Origin of the sequence: Streptococcus parasanguinis CC87K (assembly GCF_000507765.1) — a bacterium.
In the GTDB taxonomy this organism is placed as follows: domain Bacteria; phylum Bacillota; class Bacilli; order Lactobacillales; family Streptococcaceae; genus Streptococcus; species Streptococcus parasanguinis_J.
In genome coordinates this window covers 1070881-1094599 of the sequence record NZ_KI669401.1, presented here as the reverse complement: position 1 = coordinate 1094599, position 23719 = coordinate 1070881, and the positions used below count along the sequence as shown (strand labels likewise).

21 protein-coding genes are annotated in these 23719 nt (G+C 43.1%); 17 read left to right on the top strand and 4 right to left on the bottom strand.

The genetic code is table 11. The features are described from left to right. Both HMPREF1195_RS05340 and HMPREF1195_RS05335 read left to right on the top strand, forming a co-directional pair. Entirely contained in the window at positions 1-753 is a 753-nt protein-coding gene (locus tag HMPREF1195_RS05340) for an SDR family oxidoreductase (protein ID WP_023918936.1), read from the top strand. A gap of 83 nt (positions 754-836) precedes the next feature. Continuing rightward, positions 837-1739, top strand: a complete 903-nt coding sequence (locus tag HMPREF1195_RS05335) for a carbohydrate kinase family protein (protein WP_023918935.1) — start codon at positions 837-839, stop codon at positions 1737-1739. 215 nt (positions 1740-1954) lie between these two features. On the opposite strand, the gene rsmG is transcribed toward HMPREF1195_RS05335, so the two are convergent. Then, on the bottom strand, positions 1955-2668 hold the full coding sequence (gene rsmG / locus HMPREF1195_RS05330; protein ID WP_023918934.1) for a 16S rRNA (guanine(527)-N(7))-methyltransferase RsmG: 714 nt from the start codon (positions 2666-2668) through the stop codon (positions 1955-1957). A gap of 70 nt (positions 2669-2738) precedes the next feature. On the opposite strand from rsmG, the gene HMPREF1195_RS05325 reads away from it, so the two are divergent. After that, a complete protein-coding gene (locus tag HMPREF1195_RS05325) occupies positions 2739-3299 on the top strand; it encodes a LemA family protein (protein ID WP_023918932.1) in 561 nt (186 codons plus the stop codon). Position 3300: 1 nt separating this feature from the next. Further along, positions 3301-4197 (top strand): zinc metalloprotease HtpX, encoded by an 897-nt coding sequence (gene htpX, locus HMPREF1195_RS05320; protein ID WP_023918930.1) that lies wholly within the window; start codon positions 3301-3303, stop codon positions 4195-4197. Between the two features lie 26 nt (positions 4198-4223). Here htpX and HMPREF1195_RS05315 read toward each other — a convergent pair whose 3' ends face one another. The 3 genes from HMPREF1195_RS05315 to HMPREF1195_RS05310 form a co-directional block, all read right to left on the bottom strand. Next, positions 4224-5441 carry an MFS transporter gene (locus HMPREF1195_RS05315; RefSeq protein WP_023918929.1) on the bottom strand — a complete coding sequence of 406 codons (1218 nt, stop codon included), beginning with the start codon at positions 5439-5441 and terminating at the stop codon, positions 4224-4226. Further along, positions 5438-5614, bottom strand: coding sequence for a hypothetical protein (locus tag HMPREF1195_RS11225; protein ID WP_023918927.1), 177 nt, complete (start codon positions 5612-5614; stop codon positions 5438-5440). The genes HMPREF1195_RS05315 and HMPREF1195_RS11225 overlap by 4 nt, the downstream gene beginning before the upstream one ends. Positions 5615-5724: 110 nt before the next feature. Continuing rightward, positions 5725-6585 carry a helix-turn-helix domain-containing protein gene (locus HMPREF1195_RS05310; protein WP_023918925.1) on the bottom strand — a complete coding sequence of 287 codons (861 nt, stop codon included), beginning with the start codon at positions 6583-6585 and terminating at the stop codon, positions 5725-5727. 196 nt (positions 6586-6781) lie between these two features. Between HMPREF1195_RS05310 and HMPREF1195_RS05305 the strand changes: the two genes are divergently transcribed. From HMPREF1195_RS05305 to HMPREF1195_RS05245, 13 genes are all read left to right on the top strand, one after another. Next, entirely contained in the window at positions 6782-7321 is a 540-nt protein-coding gene (locus HMPREF1195_RS05305; RefSeq protein ID WP_023918923.1) for a YceD family protein, read from the top strand. Positions 7322-7445: 124 nt separating this feature from the next. Further along, complete coding sequence (locus HMPREF1195_RS05300) at positions 7446-8924, top strand: flotillin family protein (protein ID WP_023918921.1); 1479 nt, start codon at positions 7446-7448, stop codon at positions 8922-8924. Between the two features lie 167 nt (positions 8925-9091). Continuing rightward, a complete protein-coding gene (gene gndA, locus HMPREF1195_RS05295; RefSeq protein WP_023918919.1) occupies positions 9092-10516 on the top strand; it encodes an NADP-dependent phosphogluconate dehydrogenase in 1425 nt (474 codons plus the stop codon). 9 nt (positions 10517-10525) lie between these two features. After that, positions 10526-11224 (top strand): response regulator transcription factor, encoded by a 699-nt coding sequence (locus tag HMPREF1195_RS05290; RefSeq protein WP_021153723.1) that lies wholly within the window; start codon positions 10526-10528, stop codon positions 11222-11224. 231 nt (positions 11225-11455) lie between these two features. Then, positions 11456-13651, top strand: a complete 2196-nt coding sequence (locus tag HMPREF1195_RS05285) for a PTS transporter subunit IIBC (RefSeq protein WP_413470481.1) — start codon at positions 11456-11458, stop codon at positions 13649-13651. A gap of 85 nt (positions 13652-13736) precedes the next feature. Next, positions 13737-14549, top strand: coding sequence for an endonuclease/exonuclease/phosphatase family protein (locus HMPREF1195_RS05280; protein ID WP_023918916.1), 813 nt, complete (start codon positions 13737-13739; stop codon positions 14547-14549). A 164-nt stretch (positions 14550-14713) separates the two neighbouring features. Further along, on the top strand, positions 14714-15187 hold the full coding sequence (gene nrdR, locus HMPREF1195_RS05275; RefSeq protein WP_003005476.1) for a transcriptional regulator NrdR: 474 nt from the start codon (positions 14714-14716) through the stop codon (positions 15185-15187). After that, on the top strand, positions 15188-16366 hold the full coding sequence (locus tag HMPREF1195_RS05270) for a replication initiation and membrane attachment family protein (protein ID WP_023918914.1): 1179 nt from the start codon (positions 15188-15190) through the stop codon (positions 16364-16366). After that, complete coding sequence (gene dnaI / locus HMPREF1195_RS05265) at positions 16367-17266, top strand: primosomal protein DnaI (protein ID WP_023918912.1); 900 nt, start codon at positions 16367-16369, stop codon at positions 17264-17266. Continuing rightward, positions 17263-17976, top strand: a complete 714-nt coding sequence (locus tag HMPREF1195_RS05260) for a nitroreductase family protein (RefSeq protein WP_023918910.1) — start codon at positions 17263-17265, stop codon at positions 17974-17976. The genes dnaI and HMPREF1195_RS05260 overlap by 4 nt, the downstream gene beginning before the upstream one ends. Positions 17977-18033: 57 nt before the next feature. Further along, positions 18034-19344: a ribosome biogenesis GTPase Der gene (gene der, locus HMPREF1195_RS05255; protein ID WP_003005632.1), complete on the top strand. Its 1311-nt coding sequence runs from the start codon at positions 18034-18036 to the stop codon at positions 19342-19344. A gap of 562 nt (positions 19345-19906) precedes the next feature. Next, a complete protein-coding gene (locus tag HMPREF1195_RS05250; RefSeq protein WP_023918909.1) occupies positions 19907-23005 on the top strand; it encodes a pilus expression-regulating Snf2 family helicase in 3099 nt (1032 codons plus the stop codon). A gap of 55 nt (positions 23006-23060) precedes the next feature. Beyond that, positions 23061-23711 (top strand): divisome accessory protein ZapJ, encoded by a 651-nt coding sequence (locus HMPREF1195_RS05245; RefSeq protein WP_003017389.1) that lies wholly within the window; start codon positions 23061-23063, stop codon positions 23709-23711. Positions 23712-23719: the final 8 nt, after the last annotated feature.

Sequence of the window (23719 nt, the reverse complement as noted above, 5' to 3'; positions counted from 1 at the left end):
ATGTCAGAAACGATTTTAGTAACAGGAGCTTCAGCTGGTTTTGGTCAAGCGATTTGCCGTCGCTTAGTAGCAGATGGATACCGTGTGATCGGATCAGCTAGACACATCGATAAATTACAGGCCCTCCAAGAAGAGTTGGGAGAAACCTTTTATCCCCTGCAAATGGATGTGACGGATCTTTCTCAGGTAGATCATGCACTTGCCAGTTTGCCAAAAGCTTGGGAGAGAGTGGATGTTTTGGTCAATAATGCTGGCTTGGCTCTAGGCCTCGCCCCAGCTTATGAAGCAGAGGTCGCAGACTGGCTGACCATGATTCAGACCAATATTATCGGTCTGACCTATTTGACCCGGCAAATCCTCCCCCAGATGGTGGAAAGAAATGACGGTTATGTCATCAATATGGGTTCTACGGCAGGAACAGTGCCTTATCCAGGAGCCAATGTCTACGGAGCATCCAAAGCCTTTGTCAAGCAATTCTCCCTCAATCTTCGAGCAGATCTAGCAGGGAAGAAGATTCGTGTCAGCAATATTGAACCCGGTCTTTGTGAAGGAACAGAGTTCTCGTCTGTTCGCTTTAAAGGAGACGAAGAACGGGTAGAGGCTCTCTATCGCGATGCCCATGCCATTCAGCCCGAAGACATTGCGAATACTGTAGCTTGGTTGATCCAACTGCCTAAGCATGTCAATGTCAACCGGATTGAAATCATGCCGGTTTCCCAAACTTTTGGCCCTCAACCCGTTTATCGAGATTGAAAAGAGAAACAACCAATCCACAAGGGATTGGTTGTTTTTTATGTTTCCTCTGGTATAATAGAAGGCAAAGTAAGGAGAAAAAGATGACAGCTGCGTTAATTATTGGTTCTACCGTTTGTGATGTGATGATTTACTTGGATCGTTTGCCGAGTCGTGAAGGAGATGCCCATATTGATCACCAACAATGGTCTGTGGGAGGTTGTGCATTTAATGTCGTCAATATTCTTCATTTTTTGTCGCAACCCTACCAGTTTGTCTCGCCTGTTGGTTCTGGGATGTATGGTGATTTTATTCGGAGAGAGCTAAAACAATTAGGGATTTCTTCTAGCATCTCATTAGAAGGGGCCAATGGGTGCTGTTATTGCTTTGTAGAGTCTGATGGTGAGAGGACCTTCTTATCGGACCACAGAGTAGAGTATAGCTTCCGAGCAGAGTGGCTAAAAGAGATCGAGACAGATCCGTTTGATTACATCTACTTGTGTGGCCTTGAAGTCGAGGAGCCAACCGGTCTTGCATTGGTGCAGTCTGTTTCGCAATTAGAAGGCCAGGTGATTTTCGCACCAGGACCACGCGGACTCATGATTCCCAAAGATCGACTGGAAGCAATTTATGATCTGCATCCGATTCTCCATGTTAATGAGGCTGAAGCACTGGCTTTTTCTGGGTGTAGAGAGATCCAGCCAGCCATCGAACGTTTGTATCAGAGAACGGGACAATTAGTCATTGTCACCTTGGGGGAAAAAGGAGCGGTTGCCTATGATGGCAACTGGTATGAGGCGGCCGGTTTCCCAGCAGAAGTTGTTGATACAGTAGGTGCTGGGGATAGCCATGTCGGAGCTTTTCTGTCAGCCCGATTAGAAGGCTTAGATATCGCACAAGCCTTAAGCTTTGCCAATAAAGTCTCTAGCCAGATTGTTGCAAGTAAGGGCGTTCATCTGACAAAAGAGCAGCAAGAAGCCCTACGAACAGAATTGAAACAAAAATAAAAAAGAGAGTGGGACAGAAATCGGTAATTCGTTAGAATTCGATTTCGTCGTCCCACCTCCGCACAGTTGAGTAGGGCTGTAAAAGCTGATGAAATCAGCGTAGTAGAGTCCACTCAACCACTGCGTCTTGCTCGACAATCCAAAAACAATTGAGAGACTAGGACTTTTGTCTCAGCCTCTTTTTTGACTTTATCCGCTTGGCCCTTTGTATCTTATTACAAAGGCCGCTTATTGGGCATGCCTGCTTTTCTTGGGTATTTATTGGGGGTTTCTTTTTTCTTTTCTACAACAGTGATATAGCGAGGATCCCCATTTGGCAATTCATACTGTAGATTGTCTTCAACATTGCTAAATAGCAGATTCAGGGCGTTTTTGGCTTCCTCCAACTCTTCTGGAGCATTGCTAGCTTTAAGTGCGAGGAGGCGCCCTCCTACTTTCAAATAAGGAATGGTCAGCTCAGAAAGGACCTGCATCCGAGCAACGGCGCGCGCAGTTACGAGGTCAAATTGAGCACGGAAGGCCTTATCTTGCGCAAAGTCTTCAGCTCGTCCATGGTAGAAATGAACTCCACTTAAGCCCAACTCTTCAGCCAGCAAGTGGAGAAAATTGATCCGCTTATTGAGGGAATCAATGATGGTCACATCCAGCTCAGGGAATAGGATCTTCATTGGTAGGCTGGGAAAGCCAGCACCAGCTCCGATATCCAAGAGACGGATGGGTTGATTTTCGATCAAACCTTGTAAAATGGGTGCGATAGAATCATAAAAATGCTTGAGATAGACTTCGTCTTTTTCGGTGATGGCAGTGAGATTAATCTTTTCATTCCATTCCACGAGGAGCTCGAAATAGCGTTCGTATTGCTCTTTTTGACGATCAGTTAATGGAAAGCCGAGATCGGCTAAAAGGACATAAAATTCTTCTGGTTTCATGCTTTTATTTTACCACAAAATAAGGGAAATTTGATATACTGGTAGAAAGAAATGAAAGGAATTCAATAAAATGATTTGGATTATTCTTGGGATCATTGTGGTCCTTGTGTTGATTGTAGTAGGAGTTTACAACGGTTTGGTGAAAAGCCGCATGCAAACTCGTGAAGCATGGAGTCAAATTGATGTGCAATTGAAACGTCGGAATGACTTGATTCCAAACTTGATCGAAACCGTTAAAGGCTATGCCAAGTACGAAGGAGATACACTAGCAAAAGTGACTCAACTTCGCCAACAAGTAGCGCAAGCTTCTTCACCTGCAGAAGCAATGGCAGCCAGTGATGCTCTTTCACGCCAAGTAGCAGGCATCTTTGCGGTGGCTGAAAATTACCCAGACTTGAAAGCCAACACCAACTTCATGCAATTGCAAGAAGAATTGACCAACACAGAAAACAAAATTTCTTATGCTCGTCAATTGTACAATAGTGTCACAAGCAATTACAATGTCAAGTTGGAAACTTTCCCAACAAACGTGATTGCTGGAATGTTCGGCTTCAGACAAGCTGAATTTCTTCAAGTGCCTGAAGAAGAAAAAGCAGTACCAAAGGTGGACTTTAGCGGATTAGGAGACTAATATGCTCTTTGACCAAATTGCAAGCAATAAAAGGAGAACCTGGATTCTCCTTATTGCTTTTTTCATACTCTTAGCTCTTATCGGAGCAGCCGTTGGTTACCTCTGGTTAGGCTCCTCCCTTGGTGGCGTCATCCTAGCTTTGATTATTGGTGGAATCTATGCCTTTAGCATGGTTTTTCAATCCACCGAAGTTGTCATGCGGATGAATGGGGCGCGTGAGGTAACGGAAGAGCAAGCCCCTCAACTCTACCATATTGTACAAGATATGGCTATGGTAGCCCAGATCCCCATGCCTCGGGTCTATATTGTAGATGATCCTTCTATGAATGCATTTGCGACAGGGTCCAATCCTCAAAATGCTGCTGTTGCAGCAACGACAGGTCTTCTAGCTGTGATGAATCGTGAGGAATTGGAGGGAGTTATCGGACACGAAGTCAGCCACATTCGAAATTACGATATTCGCATCTCTACGATTGCAGTGGCCCTTGCCAGTGCCATCACCATGCTTTCTAGCATTGGTGGCCGGATGATGTGGTGGGGCGGTGGCCGTAGCCGGGACGATGATCGAGAAGGTAGCGGTGGTTTAGAAATTATTATTCTGATCCTTTCCTTGCTTGCCATCGTTTTAGCGCCATTAGCAGCGACCCTGGTCCAGTTAGCCATTTCTCGTCAACGGGAGTTCCTAGCAGACGCTTCAAGTGTCGAATTGACACGGAATCCTCAAGGGATGATCAATGCTTTGTTAAAACTAGACAATAGCGAACCCATGCAACGACATGTCGATGATGCGAGCAGTGCTCTTTTTATCAACGATCCAAAAAAAGAATCCGGATTGCAAAAACTCTTTTATACCCACCCACCCATTGCTGAACGGGTGGCTCGCCTAAGAAAAATGTAAAAAAAATCCACCAAACGGTGGACTTTTTATTTGGTTGTTAAGAGGAGGGTAGTGAAACCAAGGATGGCAAAGGTCCCCCAAGCTAGGGGAAGGCTCCAGATAGCTAGACTAGAAAAGAGAGCTGTCCCAAGTGGCATGGCAAAGCTGACCATCAGTCCCAAAAAGCTAGAGGTAGAAGCTAATTTTTCAGCAGGCAATTTGCTCATTAAAAGACTGGAAACTTTTGGGTTGATTTTTGCTACAAGATAACCAAGGAAAGTGATGAGTAGAAGAGAAAGAATGTCCCAGTGTACCAGGATATTTGTGAGCCCAAGCATGGTCAGCCCACCTGCGATCCACAGGAGGATATGATGGAGCGATTGTTTGGAAAAATAGTCATGGGGTGTCAAGCTAGCCCAGACCATGCTTAAAATAGTCACAGCCTCTAAGATCAAGAGGGATTGGCTAAAACTCAACTGAAAGAAGGGGGAGTGAAGCAGTTGCAAATTGTAGATACCAGAGATGGATCCCCCTAGGGCATTGATGAGAACCAATGAGAAGAGCAACTTGCCAAAGTGGTGAACCTCCTCATCTGCAAAAATACTTTTGGCGTTCTGGTACATCTCTTGGCATTCGTGTATCAACGAATTCTTACTTTTGGGATCAACGACGGGATCATGTATCAGCTGTTTTTTTCTGATCAGGAGACAGGTAGAAGACAGGAGAAAAGTCACTGCATTGATCGAAGCGACCAGGGCAAAATTTTGATGGCTGATGGCTAACAGCCAAACTCCCAGGGCTTGTCCAGAAATCGAGCAGACCATACTAAGTAGTTGGTTGAAGGAATAGGCCTCCATCAAATCCTCGTCAGGGATGTTCTTTTTCATGATAGGGAGTTGCAAGCCACCGCGATAATCACTTAAACAATCTGAAACAATGTTTAAGAAGCAAACAATCGAAAAGGCTAGGTAACCCGGAATCTTGGTCATGAGAGCAATAAGGATGAAGAGGATGGCTTGAAGATAGCCAATGCGGATCAACCAGTTAGCTTTTTTTTTCGTGCGGTCAGCCTTCATCCCGACAAAAACGGTAAAGAGGCTAGGAATAAATACAATGAGATTAGCAATGCCAACTGCTAGGCTCGGCTGTGGCATGCTGGCAGCAAAGACCACAAAGACCAGATTGTAGATGGCAGCGCCAAGGGTATTTAAAAAGCGTGAAAGACTAAGTAAGGCAAAAATCTTATTACGGACTAAGAGTTTCATAAGCCTTCCTCCTTCACGTGATCAGTTGCTAGGACTTGTTTGATGGATCGAAAGATCTGTTTGAAGAGATCCAACTTCTCCTTTTCAGAGAGAGCTAGTTCCTGATCCTTCAGATAGACGCTGGTATGTGAGAGAAGAAAGCGGAGGAAGTGGTTTTTTAGTTTGGTCATCATGGGAAGAACCTTCTTTCTTTACTTGATGATCCTATTGTAAACCTAAAAAGCAAGAAAAAATTAATGTTGCATATTTTCAACAAAAACTCACAGAGTAGATCTGTGAGTTTTTAGGATTTATTGATCAGTTCTTGCAGGCCCTGTTTGTAGTAGTTGGCACTGTCCTTACAATCCAGAATAGAGAGAACCTGGATGGCCTGTTCCATCTTTTCAAGACCGATTTCTTTTTCTCCCTTTCGATAGAGAAATTCTCCTTTGGCGTAGAGATAAACCGTCCGAAGGTAGGCTTCGTTCTCAGAGTAAAAGTGGTCGTTAATTAGGTGATCAAAAAAAGATGCATCTTCAAATTCATTTGAACTAATGGCGAGAAAGAAGCCATTAAGAAAAATAGAGTTAAGGGCAGAACGAGAAGAGTCTAGGAGAAGCTTGAAATCCTCCCTTTGGACCAACTCCTCTGTGTATTGGCGATAGAGGCGACTAGAGAAAAGTGGAGAGGTCAGAGAAAACAGGTTTAATTCAAAATTTCCCCAGATTGTGACAGAGAAGAGATAATCATGGAGGAAATCCAGTTCCTCTTGGCTAGCGGTGAGCTCCACCTCAGGATAGAAGCCAAGCATTTGGACTTTGAGAATAATGCTGGCTAAGAGGTCTTCTTTTTTCTGATGTTTCTGATAGGCTAGCTGGTAAGTTTGGTACAAGGCTTGGTCGTGTTCCAAGCTCATGTTTTCATAGTGCTCTTTCAACAATTTGGGAATAAAAGAGTGCTGATCGATTCCAGCTAGATGGGAAAACTCACTGAGGCTGGTTTTGATCTGTTGAAGGGCCTGAAAAAAACGTTGCGTGGTCAGGTCATTTTCCCCTCTTTCAAATCGAGATAGCATGGAGCGTGAAAATTCGCCACCCGTAGCCTCCTCTAAAGAGATGTGGCGACTTTCACGTATTTGCCGAAAAACTGCTCCGATATCTTTCATGAATTCTCCTCTATCTAACAATGCCCTAGCAAGTGACTCTCTTTTGTCCAAGAGATGGTGGGACCTTGTGTACAACACCAATTGCCTAGTTTCTGTATCTTTTTTCATGATTATAACAAATTTTTGAGGAGACTTCTTGGTTGAGGGGCAGCTTCATGATATACTAGTAGTATCTAGAAGATTTGAGGACAAAAGAATGAACCTATTTACACAAGAAATCCGTAAAAATCCTGAAGGACTAGCTTTTGATCAAGAGTTGGATTTGCTCAAGGAATTGCAAAAGCGTAATCCAGAAATTCTTGATTTAAAGAATGTGACAGCGGCAGGACGAGTAGCCTATGATACAGGCCTCTATGTCTTGGATTACCAGTTGACCTACACCATCGTTTTGGCATCTAGCCGAAGCATGGAGCCTGTTGAGCTTCAAGAGAGCTATCCTGTAACAGAGGTGTTTGCGGAGGATGTACAGTCTGACGCAGATATCGAGGCCCTAGAGGAAGACTTGATCCTTCCAATCGAAGGTGGGAAGATTGACCTGAGTGAGAGTGTAGCGGATAATATTCTGCTCAATATTCCTCTCAAGGTTCTCACTCCAGAAGAAGAGGCTGGACAAGGTTTTATCGAAGGCAATGATTGGAAAATCCTGTCCGAAGAAGAATACCAAGCCGCTCAAGCGATCAAGAAAGAAGAAAACAGTCCTTTCGCTGGTCTAAATGGCTTGTTTGACGAAGAATAAGCTAGAGATTGCATTTGATAAATTTAGACATAAATACAGGTCTTTTCTTTGAGGAAAGGCCTTCTTTTGATATACTAGGATTAATAAATAACAGAGGGGAGACCTCTAAAAAAGGAGAAAAAGTATGGATACTTTATTTATTCCAGGTTGGTTGATTACTGTTGTAATCGTAGCCATTCTTGTATTGATCTTGTTGGTCAAAGGGTATGTCAATGCTAAACCCAACGAAGTCGTGGTCATTACCGGTCTTCGGAAACAACGTCACTTGCGTGGGAAAGCTGGCTTTATGATTCCCTTTGTCGAACAACGCTCTTATCTTGATATTGAGCAATTCTCGACAGATGTTCGGACGTCAGAAGCAGTCCCAACATTGGACTTCATTAACGTCCGTGCCGATGCAGCTGTTAAATTAAAAATTGGTACAACCGATGAAATGATTGCCCGGGCTGCAGAAAACTTCTTGAACTGGAATACGACAGATATTTCCAACTCTGTCCAAGATGTCTTGGAAGGAAACCTGCGGGAAGTGATCGGTCAGATGGAACTCCGTAAGATGGTCAATGACCGTCAAGAGTTTGCCTCAAAAGTGCAAGACAACGTAGCGCCAGACTTGGCTAAAATGGGTCTAGAAGTCATCGCCTTTACGGTTCAATCCTTCTCTGATGAAGGGGGAGTCATCGATAACCTCGGGATTGAAAATGTTGAAACCATTAAGAAAGATGCCTTGATTGCCAAAGCCAAAGCAGAACGCGAACGCAAGGAAGTTGAAGCAGAACAAGATAAATTGGCCAACGACAAACGCGTCGCTGCCGATCTTGAAATTGCGCAAAAACAAAACGAATTAAAACTCAAACAAGCAGCCCTCAAGCAAGAAGCAGATATTGCCCAAGCAAAAGCAGATGCCGCTAAAGGGATTGAGGCAGAAGTGCAACGTCGTGAACAAGAGCGCGTGGCAGCCGAAGCCAATATCATGAAACAGGAAAAAGAAGCGGAAGTCAAAGAGCGCGAAGTTAAGGTTCGTGAGCAAGAATTGGATGCCAACATCCGCAAACAAGCTGAAGCTGAAAAATATGCGCGTCAACAAGCTGCAGAAGCAGAATTGATCGAACGCCAACGCAAGGCGGAAGCAGAACTCTTCGAAACACAAAAAGAAGCCGAAGCTCGAAAAGCTCAAGCCGAAGCTGAGAAATTTGCCCAATTGCAAGAGGCCGAAGCTATTGAAGCCAAAGGTCGTGCTGAGGCTGAAGCCATTCGCTTGAAACTGGAAGCTGAAGCCAAAGGTTTGGACCAAAAGGCCGAAGCGATGAAGAAAATGCAAGAAGCAGCCATTACTGAAATGGTGGTCGACAAATTGCCTGAAATTGCGCGTGCTGTCGCTGAGCCATTGACCAAGGTGGATAAAATCACCATGTATGGCGAAGGCAATGCTTCTAAGATGGTGGGCGATATTATGCAAAGTATCGACCAAGTCTCTCAAGGAGCTGGATTTGATATTCGTCAATTGCTAGCAGGAGCTCTTGGGGTCAATATGACGGTCAACAAACTCAAAGAAGGAGAACAACCGGTCATTGAAGCGGATGAATTAGCTTCAAAAGAAGATTAATACGATCAACAGAAAGTGTCTGAGAACTGTTTCTCGGGCACTTTTGTTTTTAAGATCAAATGACTTGCATGCTCTTCTCGCTCTTGGAGAAGTGGGAAGCTATTTTCTGCTTTCATTTGATGTCAAAAAATGATAGAATATAGGCAAACTATAAAGAGGAGTGTCACATGACTAAAGCAAACTTTGGTGTTGTCGGTATGGCCGTAATGGGTCGTAACCTTGCCCTTAATATTGAATCTCGTGGCTATACAGTTGCCATTTTTAACCGTAGTAAAGAAAAAACAGAAGATGTTGTTGCTTGCCATCCTGATAAGAACTTTGTGCCAAGCTATGATATCGAAAGCTTCGTAAACTCTATCGAAAAACCACGCCGTATCATGCTCATGGTTCAAGCAGGACCTGGTACAGATGCAACCATCCAAGCCCTTCTTCCACATTTGGATAAAGGCGATATTTTGATTGACGGAGGAAATACTTTCTACAAAGATACCATCCGTCGGAACGAAGAGTTGGCAAACTCTGGTATCAACTTTATCGGTACAGGAGTTTCTGGTGGTGAAAAAGGTGCCCTTGAAGGTCCTTCTATCATGCCTGGTGGACAAAAAGAAGCTTATGAATTGGTAGCAGATGTTCTTGAAGAAATCTCTGCAAAAGCGCCTGAAGATGGAAAACCATGTGTCACTTACATCGGTCCTGATGGAGCTGGTCACTATGTAAAAATGGTCCACAACGGGATCGAGTATGGCGATATGCAATTGATCGCGGAAAGCTATGACCTCATGCAACACTTGCTTGGACTTTCTGCAGAAGACATGGCTGAAATCTTCACTGAATGGAACAAGGGTGAATTGGACAGCTACTTGATCGAAATCACTGCGGATATCCTTGGACGCAAAGACGACGAAGGTCAAGATGGACCTATCGTAGACTACATCTTGGATGCTGCAGGAAACAAGGGAACTGGTAAATGGACGAGCCAATCAGCTCTTGACCTTGGTGTGCCATTGTCACTCATCACTGAGTCAGTATTTGCACGTTACATCTCTACATATAAAGAAGAACGTGTACACGCTAGCAAGGTGCTTCCAAAACCAGCTGCTTTCAAATTTGAAGGAGATAAGGCTGAATTGATTGAAAAAATCCGTCAAGCCCTTTACTTCTCAAAAATCATCTCATACGCACAAGGATTTGCGCAATTGCGTGTAGCTTCTAAAGAAAACAACTGGAACTTGCCATTTGCGGACATCGCATCTATCTGGCGCGATGGCTGTATCATCCGTTCTCGTTTCTTGCAAAAGATCACAGATGCATACAACCGTGATGCAGACCTTGCTAACCTTCTTTTGGATGAGTACTTCTTAGATGTCACTGCTAAGTACCAACAATCAGTTCGGGATATCGTAGCTCTTGCTGTTCAAGCAGGTGTACCTGTACCAACCTTCTCAGCAGCCATCACTTACTTCGATAGCTACCGTTCAGCGGATCTTCCAGCGAACTTGATCCAAGCACAACGTGACTACTTTGGTGCTCACACATACCAACGTAAAGACAAAGAAGGTACCTTCCACTATTCTTGGTACGACGAAAAATAATCTTGCTCTATGGTCAAACGAGTTCTACTAGTAGAAAATGAGAAGCAAATCGCTCGCTTCATTGATTTGGAACTTCAAAAAGAGGGGTATCAAGTTGATGTGGTCGAGGATGGAAAAGCGGGTCTGGCTTTGATTGCTGCGACCAAATATGATCTGATCTTGTTTAATTACGATCTGTCAGATATGTCTGGTGAAACATTCGCAGAGGAAATCAGTCGGATTCGCCCAGCTTCTGTTTTGATTGTTTTGGATAGCCGCGAAAAAATTGCTGAGCACAAAGAGAGTATTCAGCGCTTTGCCGTTTCCTATATGGTCAAACCCTTTATTATCAGCGATTTGGTAGATAAGATCACAGCCATTTTTAGAGGACGTGATTATATTGACCAACATTGTAGTCAGATGAAAATCCCAACATCATACCGCAATTTGCGCATTGATGTGGAACACCATACCGTCTATCGTGGGAAAGACATGATTAGTTTAACCCGCAGAGAATATGATCTCTTAGCGACTCTGATGGGGAGCAAGGGAGTGGTGACACGAGATCAGTTATTGGAAAGTGTCTGGAAGTACGAGAGTACAGGTGAGACTAATATTGTGGACGTCTATATCCGGTATCTTCGTGGGAAAATTGATCTACCAGGTCAAAAAAGCTATATTAAGACCGTTCGTGGGATTGGCTATGCCATGCAAGACGCATTAGAATAAAACATTCGAACCCTTAGAGGGTTCGAATGTTTTTATACTTCAAGGGAAACGTTTGCATCGAAAAAGAATGAGTTTTAAAAAGAATATGGCTTAAAAAAGATAAAAAAAGATAAAATTTGGAGAAAAAAATGAATGTAAGGCTTTACAAATTTTTAAAATATGGTATACTAGAAACAAATTAAGCGCAAACGTTTTCTTAAAACAAAGCCTTAAACAATATAAGGAGGTTGAATGATGAACAAAGGATCATTCAAAAGTTTATTTAGCTTTGAATTCTGGCAGAAGTTCGGTAAGGCCTTGATGGTCGTTATCGCTGTCATGCCAGCGGCTGGGTTGATGATTTCAATCGGGAAATCTATCCCTATGATCAACCCGAATTTATCTCCACTTGTTATTACAGGTGGAATTCTCGAACAAATCGGTTGGGGGGTTATCGGAAACCTTCACATCCTCTTTGCCCTTGCTATCGGTGGTAGCTGGGCCAAAGAACGTGCAGGGGGTGCCTTTGCAGCTGGTCTCTCTTTCATCTTGATTAACCGTATTACCGGTGCAGTTTTCGGAGTGACATCTGCAATGTTAGCTGATAAGGCTGCTACGGTTCACACAATCTTCGGTGGATCAATTAAAGTTGCGGACTACTTTATCAGTGTTCTTGAAGCTCCAGCTCTTAATATGGGGGTATTTGTAGGGATTATCTCAGGTTTCGTTGGAGCAACTGCCTTCAATAAATACTACAACTACCGTAAACTCCCAGAAGCCCTTTCTTTCTTCAACGGGAAACGCTTTGTACCATTCGTTGTTATCGTTCGTTCAGCTCTAACAGCCTTGGTTCTGTCAGCCTTGTGGCCAGTAGTTCAATCAGGAATTAATGGATTTGGTGTTTGGATCGCCAACTCACAATCAACAGCTCCAGTATTGGCACCATTCTTGTTTGGTACCTTGGAACGTCTTCTCTTGCCATTTGGTCTTCACCACATGTTGACCATTCCAATCAACTATACTCAATTGGGTGGTAGCTACCAAGTTCTTACAGGTGCTGCCAAAGGAACAACTGTATTTGGACAAGATCCACTTTGGTTGGCTTGGGTAACAGACCTTGTTAACTTGAAGAAAGCTGATCCTAGCCAATACCAACACTTGCTTCATGCATACACACCAGCTCGTTTCAAAGTTGGTCAAATGATCGGATCATTTGGTATTTTGATGGGGATTGTGGTGGCTATCTACCGCAATGTGGATCCAGATAAAAAAGAAAAATACAAAGGGATGCTTTTTGCAACTGCCCTTGCAACATTCTTGACAGGTGTAACAGAACCAATTGAATACATGTTCATGTTTATTGCTACACCATTGTACATCATCTATGCTCTTGTTCAAGGGGCTGCCTTTGCAATGGCTGACTTGGTTCACCTTCGTGTTCACTCATTCGGTTCAATCGAATTCTTGACACGTACCCCAATGGCCATCAATGCTGGTTTGGCATTAGATATCTTTAACTTTGTATGGGTAACAGTCCTCTTTGCCTTTATCATGTACTTCATTGCTAACTTCATGATTAAGAAATTCCATTATGCAACTCCAGGACGTAACGGTAACTATGAACAAAATGATGATGCCCCTGCAGGAGATGGTGCAGCAGCAGGTGCAGCTACAAGCTCAGCAAGCTCACAAGTCATTAACATTATCAACCTTCTTGGTGGACGTGCCAATATCGTAGACGTTGACGCATGTATGACTCGTCTTCGTGTAACCGTTAAGGACGCTGAAAAAGTCGGAACAGAAGAACAATGGAAAGCTGAAGGCGCTATGGGTCTTGTCATGAAAGGACAAGGTGTCCAAGCGATCTACGGACCTAAAGCTGACGTATTGAAATCTGATATCCAAGACGTTCTTGATTCAGGTGAAGTTATTCCTGAAACACTTCCTAGCCAAATGACAGCAGTTCAAAAGGCTGAAGCAACCTTTAAAGGGGTAACTGATGAAGTGCACTCTGTTGCAGATGGTGAAGTGATCAACATCGAAGATGTGAAAGATCCTGTATTCTCACAAAAAATGATGGGTGACGGATTTGCGGTTGAGCCTGAAAATGGCCACATCGTTTCACCAGTTGCTGGTAAAGTGACCAGCGTCTTCCCAACCAAACATGCCCTTGGTTTGGTAACAGATAATGGTTTGGAAGTCTTGGTTCACATCGGTCTAGATACTGTTAGTCTTGAAGGAAAACCATTTGAGGTTAAAGTTTCTGAAGGTCAAACAGTGGCTGCTGGAGACCTCTTGGTAGAAGCAGACCTTGATGCGATCCGTGAAGCTGGTCGTGAAACTTCAACAATTGTTGTCTTTACAAATGCAGATGCGATTAAATCCGTTAATGTCGAACATACTGGTAAATTGGCAGCAAATGCGCCAGTTGCAACAGTAGAATTATAAAAGACATCGGCAAAGAAAATGAGGTTGGGGCAGTGCACCCGGCCTCTTGCCGTTTCTTGATTTGGAGAGAAGGAGAAATCAGGGGATGAAATTTTTAACATTAAATTCCCATAGTTGGATGGAAGAGAATGCTCAGCAAAAATTTGAAACCCTCAAGGAACAAATTTTAGAAGCGCAATATGATGTGATCTGTTTCCAAGAGGTCAATCAAGAAATGGCCTCAGAAACAGTCGAAACAGATGAGTATTATCAAGCTTTGCCATCATCTGTAGCGATTCACAAGGATCACTTTGTTCGCGTATTGGTAGAAGAGTTAGCTGCTCATGGACTCCACTATTATTGGACTTGGGTCTACAACCATATTGGATATGATCACCTCAATGAGGGTGTGGCCGTTCTTTCGCGTCAACCCTTGAAGGCGGATGAGATTTTGGTATCCAATATGGATGATCCAACGGACTACCATACTCGTCGAGTAGCCGTTGCCCATACAAGTGTAGATGGCAAAGAGATTGCTGTTGCCAGCGTCCATCTTTCTTGGTGGGACAAAGGTTTCCAATTTGAGTGGCCACGCATTGAGAACTACTTCAGCCAAGTAGGCAAACCTTTTATTCTAGCTGGTGATTTCAATAATCCTGCTGGTCAAGAAGGGTATGAAACGATTCTATCCAGTTCGCTAAAACTTCAAGATAGTTTTATCGAAGCCAAAGAAACAAAGGGGACTTATACTGTAGGTCCTGGAATCGATGGCTGGACGGATAATCAAGTTCCATTGCGAATCGATTACGTCTTTGCAAGTCCAGAATGGGACATCCAGCGTCTACATGTCATTTTTGATGATCAAAACAAACCCCATGTCAGTGATCACTATGGCTTAGAAGCTGAATTATCACTTTAATATAAATGGAGAGTCGAAAGGAAAACGATTTTATTCAATCGTCCTTCGACTCTTTTTTATGGATCAATGAGGGGCAAGCATAGGGGATTCTCCTGTTCTTCTGCTTTCTTTACGATTCAATTTATGGTAAAATGAAGTGTTAAAACAGTTTAAGGAGGTAGCAAATGCGTTGTCCAAAATGTGGTGGAAGTAAGTCTAGTGTGGTGGATAGTCGACAAGCTGAAGATGGGAACACCATCCGTCGTCGCAGGGAATGCGAAGAGTGCCATTATCGCTTTACTACCTACGAGCGAGTGGAAGAGCGGACCCTAGTGGTTGTCAAAAAGGATGGGACACGCGAGCAATTTTCTCGTGATAAAATCTTTAATGGTATTATTCGCTCAGCTCAAAAACGGCCTGTTTCTAGTGATGAAATCGAAGAAATTGTGAATCGGATCGAGCAAAAGGTTCGCAGCCAAAGTGATAATGAAATCAACAGTGAGTATATTGGTTCTTTGGTTATGGATGAGTTAGCGGATTTGGATGAGATCACCTATGTCCGTTTTGCTAGTGTTTACCGGAGTTTCAAGGATGTCGGTGAATTAGAGACCCTCTTGAAACAAATCACGAAGGGAACCAAGAAGAAAAAGGAAAAATAGATGAAGCCCAATACGCCTTTCGCATTTTTAAAAAATAATCTTCTTCCACCGGCAGGGGCTGCATTGGAGCAGTATTACCTGCCTATTTTAGAGACGGAAACAGTAGCAGTTTATCGTTATCTGCTCGCCTCTTATGATCAGGGTGAAAACCAATATTTACTTGCGCAAATCCTCAATCATTTGAATATAGGATTTCCACAATTGCTACTTGCCTTTGATCGTTTAATTGCCATGGGTTTGATCGATCTCTATGAGGAAGAAGTTGGGATCACCATTCAATTACATGCCCCTCTTGAGGCAGAATCCTTTTTTTCAAATGCTGTTTTTAAACGCTTACTGGAAAAAAAGATTGGGGAAAAGGCGGTGGAGGATCTGCTTCCAGCACGCTCTTTAGGAACTAGACGGCAAGTGTCCTTCTCTCAAGTATTTGGACTAGATGCTGGTGAGGTGACTGTTCTTCCAAGTAAGAAACAGCAGTTTGATATGGAGATGTTTAAGCGAATGATGGGGCGTGATGGACTTCGTTTTGCGGATGAAGGAGAAGCAACCCTAGCCCTCTTTGCCATCGCAGAAGAGCAACAATGGACCTGGTATGAAACCTATCTCCTGGCGAAAGAAACAGCAGTAGACCGGATTGTCTCTCCAAAGAGAATGAAGCAAAAGTTGGCTCAGGCGAGCCAGGAGCAACCCCGCATGTCCTATAGCCGTCAGGAAGAAACCATTCTGAGGGAAGCTAAGGCAAAATCCAGCCTACAATTTCTAGCGGAGATTAAGAAGGCGCGCAATGCGACCATTACGCAGAGCGAACGCAAGACTTTATCCAAGTTAGCTGATCTAGGCTTATTAGATGAGGTGATCAATATCATCTTATTGTTGACCTTTAATAAGACCCAGTCTGCTAATCTCAATGAAAAGTATGCTTTGAAGGTAGGAAATGATTTTTCTTATCAAGGGGTCAACAGTGCAGAACTAGCGATTTTAAAAGTTCGAGAACGCCAGGAACAAGCTAAGGCTCAAGGAAACAAGGGAACGAGTCCTACATCAGCCAAGAGCAAGCACAGCAATGTTCCCAAGTGGAGCCAACCAAACTATCAAAATCAAACCAGTCAAGCAGAAAAGGTGGATCTTGCTAAAGAGAAACAACGCCTGTTAGAAAAACTGAATCAAGGAGGTGAGTAGATGGAAAGTGTAGGTCAAACCATGTCTCACATGAACCGTGTGCGTCAATTTAACTATGAGGATTTGGTCGCACAGATCTTGGCAGACCAAGAAGTGGCTGCCTTTATCAAGGACCAGTCTTTGTCTGAACAAGAAATTCGACGGAGTATTTCAAAATTTAATCAATACATTAGTGAACGCAACCGTTTCTTATTGGGAGATCCGGATTATATAGCCAAAGGTTATAAGCCCATCCTCACCATGAATGAAGGCTATGCGGATGTCGCTTATGAGGAAACGCCAGAGTTAGTCGAAGCCCAAAAACGAGCTGCGATCAACCAACGTCTCAACTTGATCAATCTCCCTTCAACCTTGAAAGAAGCGAGTCTAGCCAAGGTAGAGCTCGACGATAAGGGAAGATTTGTGGCCTTTGAGGAATTAGCTAATTTTGTGGCCAACTATCCGGAATATCAAAAGGGGATCTACCTCTATGGTGATTTTGGAGTAGGAAAGAGCTACATGATGGCAGCCTTGGCTCATGATTTATCCGAAAAACGTCAGGCCTCTACCACTCTACTACATTTCCCAAGTTTTGCGATCGATGTCAAAAATGCCATCAGTTCAGGCTTGGTCAAAGAAACCGTCGATCAGGTGAAAAAAGCCGAAATTTTAATTCTCGATGATATCGGTGCGGAACAGATGTCAGCCTGGGTGCGAGATGAAATCTTACAGGTGATTTTGCAGCACCGAATGCAGGAAAATCTCCCAACCTTCTTTACTTCTAACTTTAATTTTGAAGAGTTGGAACGTCATTTTGCAGCTTCGCGTAATGGAGATGAAACCTGGCAGGCCAAACGTGTTATGGAGCGCGTAAAATTTTTAGCCAAGGAAATCCATCTGGAAGGAGTCAATCGCCGATGAATGAAACCATCCGTTTAATGAAATCTCATTTTTCTGTTCGCCGTTTTAAGGAAGAAGCCATCAAAGAAGCTGACCTCAAGGAAATTTTATCAGCTGGGCAGATGGCATCAAGTTGGAAAAACTTTCAGTCTTATTCTGTGATTGTGGTCAAAAGCAAGGAAAAGAAAGAAGCTCTTTACGACTTTCTTCCTCAAGAAGCAATTCGCCAATCAGCCGTCTTTCTCCTCTTTGTTGGGGATTTAAACCGTGCTGAAAAAGCTGTCAAACTTCATGAGCAGGATTTCCATCCTGAAGGGGTGGACAACTTACTGATCACCTCAGTGGATGCGGCTCTAGCAGCTCAAAATACGCTATTGGCAGCTGAAAGTCTCGGCTATGGTGGAGTGATTATCGGCATGTTGCGCTACTGTTCAGAAGAAGTCGCAGAACTCTTCCGTCTGCCAGACTATACCTATCCTGTTTTTGGGATTGCTCTCGGAGTACCTAATCAGCAGCATGCAGTGAAACCACGTTTGCCATTGGAACAGGTTGCTTTTGAAGAAGAATACCAAGAACAAGACCTATCAGTTGTGACTGCCTATGACAAGGTTCAGGCAGATTACGCTGGAGCGCGTGCAACCGATAGCTGGAGCGAGCGCCTTGCAGCTCAATTTGGTCAACCTGAACAAGAAGAGACCAAAAAACTACTAGAAAAACACAAACTATTATGAAATGAAGAGAGGCGTTCTTGAACCGAAGTCTCGCCTTTCATTAGAAAAGAGGAAATCATGGCCCTACCAACTATTGCGATTGTAGGCCGTCCCAATGTCGGAAAATCGACGCTCTTTAACCGGATTGCCGGTGAGCGGATTTCCATCGTTGAGGATGTAGAAGGAGTCACTCGTGACCGCATTTATGCAACAGCTGAGTGGTTGAATCGAAAATTTAGTATCATCGATACGGGGGGAATTGATGACGTAGATGCCCCATTTATGGAGCAAATTAAGCATCAGGCAGAAATTGCCATGGACGAAGCAGATGTGATCGTCTTTGTTGTTTCTGGAAAAGAAGGGATCACCGATGCGGATGAATATGTCACTCGTATCTTGTATAAGACCCATAAACCGGTGATTCTTGCAGTCAACAAGGTGGATAACCCAGAGATGCGCAATGATATCTATGACTTTTATGCCTTAGGACTGGGTGAGCCACTACCGGTATCCTCTGTCCACGGGATCGGAACTGGGGATGTGCTCGATGCCATTATTGAAAATCTTCCGAATGAAACAGAAGAAGAAAATCCAGATATCATCAAATTTAGCTTGATTGGTCGCCCAAATGTTGGGAAATCAAGCTTGATCAATGCGATCCTTGGAGAAGACCGGGTCATCGCAAGCCCTGTTGCTGGAACTACACGGGATGCCATCGATACCCATTTTACCGATGCAGATGGCCAAGAATTTACCATGATCGATACAGCTGGTATGCGCAAATCTGGTAAAATCTATGAAAACACTGAGAAATATTCTGTCATGCGTGCCATGCGTGCCATCGACCGTTCAGATGTGGTTTTGATGGTCATTAATGCCGAAGAAGGAATTCGGGAGTATGACAAGCGGATCGCTGGCTTTGCTCACGAAGCTGGTAAAGGTATGATCATTGTTGTCAACAAATGGGATACTATTGAAAAAGACAACCATACCATGAAGCAGTGGGAAGATGACATTCGCGATCAATTCCAATACCTTTCTTATGCGCCGATTGTCTTTGTTTCTGCCCTAACTAAACAACGCTTGCACAAGTTGCCAGAGATGATTAAACAGATCAGTGAGAGTCAAAATACGCGGATTCCTTCAGCTGTCTTGAACGATGTGATTATGGATGCCATTGCCATTAATCCAACGCCGACCGACAAAGGAAAACGCCTCAAGATCTTCTATGCGACACAAGTGGCAACCAAGCCGCCAACTTTTGTGGTCTTTGTTAACGAAGAAGAACTGATGCACTTCTCATACCTCCGTTTCTTGGAGAACCAAATTCGCAAGGCCTTTGTTTTTGAAGGAACTCCAATCCATTTGATTGCGCGAAAACGGAAGTAGGGAATACGAGACAAATGGATCAAAGTGGAGAAGGATATTTCAAATGATAAAATGCTCATTCTTCCAACTATGAAAACAACTAAAAGTAGCGCATAAGCGTTGCTTTTTTTAATAAGCTGGTAAAATGAAGTGGAGGATAGTCAGATGCGTAGTATCATAGTCCGGATATGCTTTATTCCTTAGCTTTTTTTAAGGTTGAGAAGAGTAAACTCATGAAGATCATGAGAGCTTTAGGTTTGTGTACTTATTATTTAAAATCTATCTGTATCTCTTGTTTCTCGGTTCGATCGTAAGCTTGGAGCTCTTGATCCTATTGTTGGGGATTTATTAAAAAATAGGTCGTATTTTTTCTTTTCTCTATGAGCAATCGGGATTTTGCTATTCCCTTTGTTTAGCTATTTGATCAAACAGTTAACAGATAGATATTAGGGATAGCTGTTTGAACTGAGAGTGTTACGAAATCAGGTAAAAAACGGGCTAAAATCCTTTCAAGATGATAACTATTTTTTCTAATTTTATCTTAAATATGGTATAATAAAGGGATTAATCTAAGGTGGTAAACATGGCAAAATTAATTCCTGGGAAGGTTCGTTCACAAGGGAGCCTTCTCTATGAAGCTGGGAAAGTTTCCCTTCAGGAAGTAAAAGAAAAATACCTGTATTTTCGGGTGGAAGAAGAAAGCTTGCGGTACAGTTTAGACGACGATGCTGTTTTTTGTAGCTGTGCTTTCTTTCAAAAGAAAAAATTCTGTACGCATCTGGCAGCTGTAGAAGCTTTCTTGAAGAATGATGACAGTGGGAAAGCAGCTCTTGCAAGTCTTGAAGAAGACGCCACGGCGACTGAAGAAACGCAGGAGAAGGTTTCTTTTGGAAGTTTGTTTTTAGACCAGGTCCTTCCAAAAATCGAAAAAAAAGAAACACGCTATGTCTTATCGACAGTTGGGCAGGAGGATGAATACTCTGGTCAATTCTTGTGGACCCTTCGCATTCGTCGCTTGCCAGACGAGCGTTCTTATGTGATCAGAGATGTGCTAGCTTTTTTGCAGACCCTTCAGAAAGAAGGCCACTTTGCAATTGGCAAAAGTTACTATGAACCTATTTCTTACTTAGAATTTGATGGACCTAGTCAGGATGTGATCAATTTCCTACAAGGCTTGGTCACAGATAGTGGATCAAAAGAGCAAGATTTCTTTCCCAATGCTGGGCGCCATCTTTATTTTCCACCGACTCTATTTGAAGAAGCTGTAGAATTACTAATGAATTTGGATTCCTTCCTCTTGCAATATAGCTTGTATGATTTTTCTGAAGTCTATTTTCAGGATGTCCATGGGGAGGAAGATCTCTTTCATTTTCAGGTGGAAGACCATGGTGATTTTTACGAATTGATCATTACTGAGCCACAAGTGAAGGTTGTCGAGTCTGCTGTTTACCTGTTTCGAAATGGTGTCTTCTATCACCTGACGCCCCAACAGCGGACCTTATGGAAGGCGATCCAAGATCTTCCAATGGATCAGGATCGCAAAAAACGCCTGCATTTTGATCCAACGGACCAAACAAAGCTTTCCTATAGTTTAAAAGAGTTCAAAAAACTGGGACAAATAACAGCCCCGACCAGCTTTTTAATCCACGATTTCACTCCGGAATTTCATTTTGATCTAGCACAGGATCAGACTGTATTACTGGATGTTGTCTTTCAATACCAGGATCGTGTGGTGACCACGCGTGAGGAACTTCTCAATCTTCCTTATTCTAGTGATTTCGATAAGGAGCAAGAAGTCTTTTCAACCATGCTAGCAGCAGGTTTTACGGATGATTTTTCTTCCCAAAGAAGTCCTTTATCAAGTGAGCAAATCTATCCATTCTTTCACCAACAGATCCCGACTTTTGAAGCCTTAGGAGAGGTTACCCTCTCTGATAGCCTTTTAGATCTTTATCAAGTGGAGCGTCCAAAAATTGATGTTAAAACCAATGGCAGTCTACTGGAGATCGGTTTTGACTTTGAAAGTGTGGATCCAGCCGAAGTGGACCAGGTCCTCAAAGCTCTAGTAGGGCAAAAAGACTATTTTGTCAGCCATACAGGGAAAGTTCTTGTCTTTGATGAAGAAACCAAGAAGATCAGTCGAGCCTTAGCAGATCTGCGGGCGAAAATGAGCAAGGGTGGGAAACTACAAGCCCGCCGGATTGCCGCTTATCAGCTATCTGATTTGTTGGCAGATCAAGACAATGTTCATTTTTCAGAAGACTTTCGAAATTTAGCTCATGATTTGACTCATCCAGAAGACTTCCAACTCCCTCAGATGACAATCCAAGCGACCCTAAGGGATTACCAAGAAACAGGGGTTAAATGGTTCTCCATGTTAAATCATTATGGTTTTGGTGGTATTTTAGCGGATGATATGGGGCTTGGGAAAACCCTGCAGACTATTTCCTTCTTGACCAGTGTCGCAAAAAAAGAAACTAAAATCTTGATTCTAGCTCCATCTAGTCTCATCTACAATTGGAAACAAGAATTTTCAAAATTCGCTCCTCAGATGGAAGTGGTAGTCGTCTATGGTCTCAAGCAGCACCGAGATGAACTCATCGCAACCAATCCACAGGTAGTTATCACTAGTTACGCGTCTTTCCGTCAAGATGTGGAGGAATACCAGAAGAATCAGTATGAGTACTTGATTCTAGATGAAGCCCAGGTCATGAAAAATGCCCAAACCAAGATTGCCCAACATTTACGTGGCTTTGAGGTTCCGCATGTGTTTGCCTTATCTGGGACACCGATTGAAAACCATGTGGGTGAACTCTGGTCTATTTTCCAAATTGTCCTTCCAGGGCTCTTCCCAGCTAAAAGAGAATTTCAAAAATTGAGTCCTGAGACCATTGCGCGCTTTGTCAAACCTTTCGTCATGAGACGGAAAAAAGATGAAGTGCTCCAAGAATTACCGGACTTAATTGAAACAACCTATCACAATGAGTTGGATGAAAGTCAAAAAACGATCTATTTGGCTCAATTAAAACAAATTCAAGATCGAGTTCGAACCTCTAGTGAGGAAGAACTAAATCGAAGCAAGGTGGAGATTCTCTCTGGACTCATGCGTCTTCGCCAAATCTGTGATACCCCCGCCCTCTTTATGGAAGACTATCAGGGAGATAGTGGGAAATTGGAGAGCCTTCGAGATCTTTTGGGTCAAATCAAGGATGGCGAACACCGGGTTTTGATCTTCTCTCAATTTAGAGGCATGCTGGATATCCTAGAGCAGGAGATTGACCAGCTTGGCATGACCTCCTTTAAAATCACAGGTTCTACTCCCGCTAAAGATCGACAAGAAATGACCAATGCTTTTAATGCAGGTGAGCGCCATGCTTTTCTCATTTCTCTGAAGGCTGGAGGGGTTGGATTGAACCTCACTGGTGCCGATACGGTCATCTTAGTCGATTTGTGGTGGAATCCTGCAGTGGAAGACCAGGCTATTGGACGTGCCCATCGAATGGGACAGGAACAAAATGTCGAAGTTTATCGTATGATTACTCGTGGTACGATCGAAGAAAAAATCCAAGAACTACAAGCTTCCAAAAGACACTTGGTCTCAACGATTTTAGACGGAACGGAAACACGATCTAGTTTATCGGTTGAGGAAATTCGTGAGATTCTTGGAATTCAGTCAGAATAGCTTGAAAAATTCTGTGAATAGTTTATAATTAATGGAGTGTCGAAAGGAAGAAAGCATGACAGAAAAATATTTTCCTCAAGTAGGGGATAATGAGTTGATGTTAACAGAGATGCCCCACATGAACCTGTATGATGAAACAGACTTGATTAGTAACATTACAGGCGACTATGTGGATAAAAATTATTTGGAATGGCAACCGATTGCTGAAAATACCAAACCTAAGCATCCTTACCACCAACCATTAGAAGAGCCCCTACCGAAAAGACGGCCAGTAAGAAAACCTGATTTTAAAGAGCCGATTGATAAAAAAAGCCCAGCCAATCGTTATGCAGAGGAAGCGAGAGAGCGCGCTCGTGAAGATCTGAAAAAGAAACGCACAGCTCCCTATCTGACAACGGATCCAGCAGCTACTACAAGTAAACGGAAAAAACCATTTATTTCTGAACGAAAACCTGGTCAGCCAACGGCTCCCTTCCAAAAGGAAAATCCGGGTGAATTATTGAAATATAGCAAACGATTACGACAAGATCAGTTGATCCTTGCAGAGTTCGAATCTGCAGGAGAACCAGAAGTGGCAGAACCGACTGAAAAGAAAAACAATTATGATTTCTTAAAGACTAGCCAAATATACAATAAAGATCAGCACAAGTTGAAACCACAGCCAATCAAACAAGAATTGGATTTAACCCATCTAGATCAAGAATAAGGAGAAAA

Bases quoted from the DNA above. Each gene is read 5' to 3' on its own strand.
- HMPREF1195_RS05340 (WP_023918936.1), top strand. From the start codon at position 1: ATGTCAGAAACGATTTTAGTAACAGGAGCTTCAGCTGGTTTTGGTCAA.
- HMPREF1195_RS05270 (WP_023918914.1), top strand. From the start codon at position 15,188: ATGAAGCCCAATACGCCTTTCGCATTTTTAAAAAATAATCTTCTTCCA.
- HMPREF1195_RS05290 (WP_021153723.1), top strand. From the start codon at position 10,526: ATGGTCAAACGAGTTCTACTAGTAGAAAATGAGAAGCAAATCGCTCGC.
- HMPREF1195_RS05315 (WP_023918929.1), bottom strand. From the start codon at position 5,441: ATGAAACTCTTAGTCCGTAATAAGATTTTTGCCTTACTTAGTCTTTCA.
- HMPREF1195_RS05260 (WP_023918910.1), top strand. From the start codon at position 17,263: ATGAATGAAACCATCCGTTTAATGAAATCTCATTTTTCTGTTCGCCGT.
- HMPREF1195_RS05335 (WP_023918935.1), top strand. From the start codon at position 837: ATGACAGCTGCGTTAATTATTGGTTCTACCGTTTGTGATGTGATGATT.
- rsmG (WP_023918934.1), bottom strand. From the start codon at position 2,668: ATGAAACCAGAAGAATTTTATGTCCTTTTAGCCGATCTCGGCTTTCCA.
- nrdR (WP_003005476.1), top strand. From the start codon at position 14,714: ATGCGTTGTCCAAAATGTGGTGGAAGTAAGTCTAGTGTGGTGGATAGT.
- HMPREF1195_RS05310 (WP_023918925.1), bottom strand. From the start codon at position 6,585: ATGAAAGATATCGGAGCAGTTTTTCGGCAAATACGTGAAAGTCGCCAC.
- HMPREF1195_RS05325 (WP_023918932.1), top strand. From the start codon at position 2,739: ATGATTTGGATTATTCTTGGGATCATTGTGGTCCTTGTGTTGATTGTA.
- HMPREF1195_RS05245 (WP_003017389.1), top strand. From the start codon at position 23,061: ATGACAGAAAAATATTTTCCTCAAGTAGGGGATAATGAGTTGATGTTA.
- der (WP_003005632.1), top strand. From the start codon at position 18,034: ATGGCCCTACCAACTATTGCGATTGTAGGCCGTCCCAATGTCGGAAAA.
- HMPREF1195_RS11225 (WP_023918927.1), bottom strand. From the start codon at position 5,614: ATGATGACCAAACTAAAAAACCACTTCCTCCGCTTTCTTCTCTCACAT.
- gndA (WP_023918919.1), top strand. From the start codon at position 9,092: ATGACTAAAGCAAACTTTGGTGTTGTCGGTATGGCCGTAATGGGTCGT.
- htpX (WP_023918930.1), top strand. From the start codon at position 3,301: ATGCTCTTTGACCAAATTGCAAGCAATAAAAGGAGAACCTGGATTCTC.
- HMPREF1195_RS05285 (WP_413470481.1), top strand. From the start codon at position 11,456: ATGATGAACAAAGGATCATTCAAAAGTTTATTTAGCTTTGAATTCTGG.
- dnaI (WP_023918912.1), top strand. From the start codon at position 16,367: ATGGAAAGTGTAGGTCAAACCATGTCTCACATGAACCGTGTGCGTCAA.
- HMPREF1195_RS05300 (WP_023918921.1), top strand. From the start codon at position 7,446: ATGGATACTTTATTTATTCCAGGTTGGTTGATTACTGTTGTAATCGTA.
- HMPREF1195_RS05305 (WP_023918923.1), top strand. From the start codon at position 6,782: ATGAACCTATTTACACAAGAAATCCGTAAAAATCCTGAAGGACTAGCT.
- HMPREF1195_RS05280 (WP_023918916.1), top strand. From the start codon at position 13,737: ATGAAATTTTTAACATTAAATTCCCATAGTTGGATGGAAGAGAATGCT.
- HMPREF1195_RS05250 (WP_023918909.1), top strand. From the start codon at position 19,907: ATGGCAAAATTAATTCCTGGGAAGGTTCGTTCACAAGGGAGCCTTCTC.